This is a genomic window from Saccharomonospora saliphila YIM 90502 (assembly GCF_000383795.1).
Lineage (GTDB): Bacteria > Actinomycetota > Actinomycetes > Mycobacteriales > Pseudonocardiaceae > Saccharomonospora > Saccharomonospora saliphila.
The window spans coordinates 47,107-51,515 of the sequence record NZ_KB912705.1; the positions used below are offsets into that span (position 1 = coordinate 47,107).

The following is a 4,409-nucleotide window of genomic DNA, read 5'->3' on the forward strand; positions in this document are numbered from 1 at the left end:
CGGGAGTGGTGGCGGCCTGTCGGCGGGTCGGCCCGGGTGGTGGGTGCCGGCGGTGCGCGCGTGGTGGGTGGTCGGCGGGCACGATCGAGGGACGGGCGGCGAGAAGCGTGTCGCGGGTGCCCGCGGGGTGCTGGTGAGTACGGTGGGTCCATGCGCGTGCTCGCCTTCCTCGACGGAACCCTCGCCGACCCCGACCAGCCGCACGTCCGTGTCGATGACCTCGGGCTGCTGCGGGGGGACGGGATCTTCGAGACCGTTCTGGTGGCCGACGGCGTGCCGAGGGAGCTCGGGCCGCACCTGGACCGGCTCGCACGCTCGGCGCACATGCTCGATCTGCCCGAGCCCGACCTCTCCGCGTGGGAGCGCGCCGTCCGGCTGGTCATCGACAACTGGAGCGGTGGCCCCGAGATCGCGGTCAAGCTGGTTTACACGCGCGGCGTCGAGGGCGATCCGTACGCCGAGCCTCTCGCCTATGCGCTGGGGATGGAGATCGAGGAGAAGGTCCGGCGGGCGCGCGCCGAGGGCGTCGCGGTGGTGAGTCTCGACCGGGGCTTCGCGTCCGACCTGGCCGAGCGCGCGCCGTGGCTGCTGCTCGGGGCCAAGACGCTGTCCTACGGCGTCAACATGGCGGCGCTGCGGGAGGCGGCCCGGCGCGGCGCGGACGACGTGGTGTTCACCGCCACCGACGGGTCCCTGCTGGAGGGGCCGACGTCGAGCGTGGTCGTGGCCCGGGGGCGCACGCTCTACACGTCCCCGCCGACCGTGGGCATCCTGCCGGGCACTACCCAGCGTGCCGTGTTCCGCGCGGCCGAGGCCGCGGGCTGGGCGACGAAGGTGGAGCCGGTGCCCGGCGAGGAACTCCACACGGCCGACGGCGTGTTCCTGGCGTCATCGGTGCGCAAACTGACCCGTGTGCACACCCTCGACGGCACCCCGCTGCCCGACTCGACATCCGCGCACGCCGAACTGGCGCGGGCCTACGACGCCCAGTACACCTGATCTCACCGCACGCCCACTGGCCCGCGAGTTGCCCCTTCCGGGCCGGCGAGTTGCCCGGTCGCGTCGGCGAGTTGACCTTGGCGGGTCGGCGAGTTGCCCGTCGCGGAACCCTCGGGAGAGCTGTGCCGGGCCGACGGACCCGACGACCCCGCCAACCCGGCAGGGGAGGAACCCGGTCCGGTCCGGGCTCAGCCGACGGGGTGCCGGTGTCGGCCCACCCGATGAGGCTGTTCGTGTCGGCTCAGCCGACGGGGTGTTCGTGTCGGCTCAGCCGACGATGCGCTTGAGCAGAGCCGAGCAGTGCGGGGTCATCTGCTGCCCCTGCATCGCCCGCTCCTCGACGTAGCCGAGGTCGCCGTTGTTGACGATGCCGTAAAGCCGCTTGGCCGCCGTGACTTCCTTGGCGCTGGACGAGCGCACCACCGCGTCGGTGCCCAGTTCCCACGCCGCCTGGTTCTTCGGCTTGCCGTAGTACAGCTCGAGGATGCCGGTGGAGTGTGTCAGCAGCAGCTCGATGGTGTCGTCGGGCTGGGGCCGCCACCACCCCGTCTCACGGGCGGCAGGGCGAAGCACCTCGCCGTCGTCGTCGAGCAGCCAGGCGCGGGCTTCGTGGTGGAGGAACGGCCTGCCGTCGTGGGAGATCGTGATCTGCTGCGCGAACCGGTACGAGCGCTCCATCGTCGGATAGCTGACCTCGCCCTCGCCGCGCCACACGCCGACGAGCGGCAGCAGCGCCAGGCAAGCGTCGTTGAACTCGACGCCCTCGCGCAGGTTCGCCGTATCCGTCGGGATGGGCAGGTCGTCGAGCTGTGGGATGTTGCGCCTGCCGGTCACCTCGGCCCGCTCGGCGGCGGCCCGGATCGCGTCGTCACCGCTGGTCATCGGACTTTACGCTCAGCGCTTGTCGGAGTAGAGCCGGTACACCACGTAGCCGCCGAACCACGTGGACGCGACGATGGCCAACACCAGCAACGTCGTAAAGATAATCTCCACGCCCGGCAGGATAACCCGTCCTCGACCGCGCCGACCGTCCCCCGGGCCTCACGTCACACCGCACTCCCGGTGCAGTCAAGGCCTCCTTCACTGCGTTCAACGCAGTGAAGGAGGCCTTGACGACATGACAACAGGGGTCAGGCGACCGGGATCGTCACCTGGTGGACGCCCGGGGCGTCGGCGGTCACCGAAGTCTCACCCGAGCCCGTGCGGTGCAGCGCGCGCACGGTCCAGGTGCCCGGCGCGGCGTAGAAGCGGAAGTCACCGTCCGGGGAGGCCTGCACCTCGCCGGTGAACTCGCCTCCGGAGTCGAGCAGCCGCACGAAGGCACCGCCGAGCGGACCGTCGCCGCCGGTCACCCGGCCCGCGACGACCACCTGGCCGTTCGTATCGGCGTCGGCCGCCGTGGCGGTCTGCGCCGGGGCGCCGCATCCGTCGCTCATCACTTCTCCCCCGTCTCCACCGGCACGCCCACCAGCGAACCGTACTCGGTCCACGAACCGTCGTAGTTCTTCACGTCGGACAGCCCGATCAGCTCGTGCAGGGCGAACCAGGTGTGGCTGGAGCGCTCGCCGATGCGGCAGTAAGCGATGGTCGGCTTGGAGGTGTCCAGCCCCGCATCCTTGTAGAGCTGCTCCAGCTCCTCGGCGGACTTGAACGTGCCGTCCTCGTTGGCCGCCTTCGACCACGGGACGTTGACCGCGCTCGGGATGTGCCCGGCCCGCTGCGCCGTCTCCTGCGGCAGATGGGCGGGCGCCAGCAGCTTGCCGGAGAACTCGTCGGGCGAGCGCACGTCCACCAGGTTCTTCGTGTTGATCGCCTGCACGACCTCGTCGCGGAACGCGCGCAGCGACGGGTCCTGCTCCTGCGCGGTGTAGTTCGTCCGCTCCCGCGTCACGTCGCCGGTGACCAGCTCACGCCCGTCGAGCTCCCACTTCTTGCGGCCACCGTCGAGGAGCTTGACCCGGTCGTGGCCGTAGAGCTTGAAGTACCAGTAGGCGTAGGCGGCGAACCAGTTGTTGTTCCCGCCGTAGAGGATCACCAGGTCGTCGTTGCCGATGCCCTTCGCCGACATCAGGTTCTCGAACCCGGCCTTGTCGACGAAGTCGCGACGCACCGGGTCCTGCAGCTCGTTCCTCCAGTCGATCTTCACGGCGCCGGGGATGTGCCCCCCGTCGTAGGCGGTCGTGTCCTCGTCGACCTCGGCGAACACCACACCGGAGGTATTCAGGTTCTGCTCGGCCCAGTCCGTGGTGACCAGGACGTCTTCGCGACTCATGGGCGGCACTCTCTTTCTCTCACTCGCAGGAATCGATCAGGGGTCGGGCGCGGGCGCTGACGGCCGTCGTGTCCGGTTCAGGCGCGCTCGGTACGGGGTGTGACCCGCTGCAACAGCAGATACACCTGGCAGCCGAGACAGACGTTGAAGACCGCGTTGAGCAGCGCCGCGAACAGCGCGAGCGCGGTCGCCACCATGCCGAGGGCGGTGAGTCCGGCGACGTAGCCGACGGTGCCGACGACGGCGAAGGCGAGGCCGACCGCCTGGGCGAAACGCAGCGGCGCCACGGATTCGCGTTCGGCGGGCGGTGCCAGGCGGCCCGCGACGAACCGGCGGTACAGCAGCGCGTACGGCGTGGCCGTCGGCCCGGCGAGGGCGCCGACGGCGAACACCACGGCCTGCGCGGCGAGTACCGGCCACCAGCCGGTGACCAGCACGACCGCGAGGACGACCGTGGTCACGGCCGCCGCGAAGCGGGGACCGCGCGGGTCCACGCGTGCTGGTGCGGGCATGTCACCTCCGAGATCCGGACGCGGGCGGGGTCAGCGCCGGGGCGAACAGAGGCTGCTGCGCACGCGGCACAGGTCCACCGCGCGCCGCCGCGTCAGGAGGTGAGTAGGCAGCCTGTTCACGCCGCCGAGCGTACTCAGTCGGCCCCGGAGCGGGAACCGTGTTCACTCTGTGGGACACGCCGCGTGCCGCGTGGGCGCTCGCGGGGCCGCCGGGCTCCAGCGGTGTGCCCTGACCGCGAGTGGACCGGACTGCTCCGTTTCACCGGCCGTCGCCCTGGTGGGCCTCCACCAGCGGGGCCAGGGCGGGGCGCAGCCGGTCGAGCTTGGGCACCCCGGAGACCCGCAGCAGCTCCGCACCGTCGGCGCTGTAGGCGATCGTGGTGGGCGTGCGCAGCACACCGAGCCGCTGGCCCACGTGGGGTCGCTCGGTGATATCGAGGTCGACGTGCCGCACCCCGGGCGTGGTGTCGGCCACCGTGCGCAGCACCGCCCGCGCGTGCCGGCACGGAGCGCAGAAGGTCGTGGAGATCTGGACGAGTGTGATGCCGTCGGCGGCGAGCGAGTCGGCGACCGGGCCGGGCAGTGCCTCGCGCCCGCCCCGCTGAGGGCCCGGCGTGTCGGTGTGA

6 protein-coding genes are annotated in these 4,409 nt (G+C 71.4%); 1 reads left to right on the forward strand and 5 read right to left on the reverse strand.

Annotated features, from left to right (window positions below):
- Nucleotides 1-150: 150 nt before the first annotated feature.
- Nucleotides 151-999 (forward strand): aminodeoxychorismate lyase, encoded by an 849-nt coding sequence (locus SACSA_RS0116845; protein ID WP_019818919.1) that lies wholly within the window; start codon nucleotides 151-153, stop codon nucleotides 997-999.
- A gap of 267 nt (nucleotides 1,000-1,266) precedes the next feature.
- Here the strand turns inward: SACSA_RS0116845 and SACSA_RS0116850 are convergent, their stop codons facing one another.
- The 5 genes from SACSA_RS0116850 to SACSA_RS26315 form a co-directional block, all read right to left on the reverse strand.
- Entirely contained in the window at nucleotides 1,267-1,881 is a 615-nt protein-coding gene (locus SACSA_RS0116850; RefSeq protein ID WP_019818920.1) for an FABP family protein, read from the reverse strand.
- A gap of 248 nt (nucleotides 1,882-2,129) precedes the next feature.
- Complete coding sequence (locus SACSA_RS0116860) at nucleotides 2,130-2,435, reverse strand: DUF1416 domain-containing protein (protein WP_019818922.1); 306 nt, start codon at nucleotides 2,433-2,435, stop codon at nucleotides 2,130-2,132.
- The gene (locus SACSA_RS0116865; protein WP_019818923.1) at nucleotides 2,435-3,271 is read right to left on the reverse strand and encodes a sulfurtransferase; all 837 of its coding nucleotides are present in this window, start codon (nucleotides 3,269-3,271) and stop codon (nucleotides 2,435-2,437) included. Before SACSA_RS0116865 ends, SACSA_RS0116860 begins: the two co-directional genes overlap by 1 nt.
- A 77-nt stretch (nucleotides 3,272-3,348) precedes the next feature.
- Nucleotides 3,349-3,783, reverse strand: coding sequence for a DUF4395 domain-containing protein (locus SACSA_RS0116870; RefSeq protein ID WP_028661963.1), 435 nt, complete (start codon nucleotides 3,781-3,783; stop codon nucleotides 3,349-3,351).
- A 259-nt stretch (nucleotides 3,784-4,042) separates the two neighbouring features.
- The coding region (locus SACSA_RS26315; protein WP_019818925.1) for a thioredoxin family protein at nucleotides 4,043-4,409 on the reverse strand (367 nt) is incomplete at its 5' end.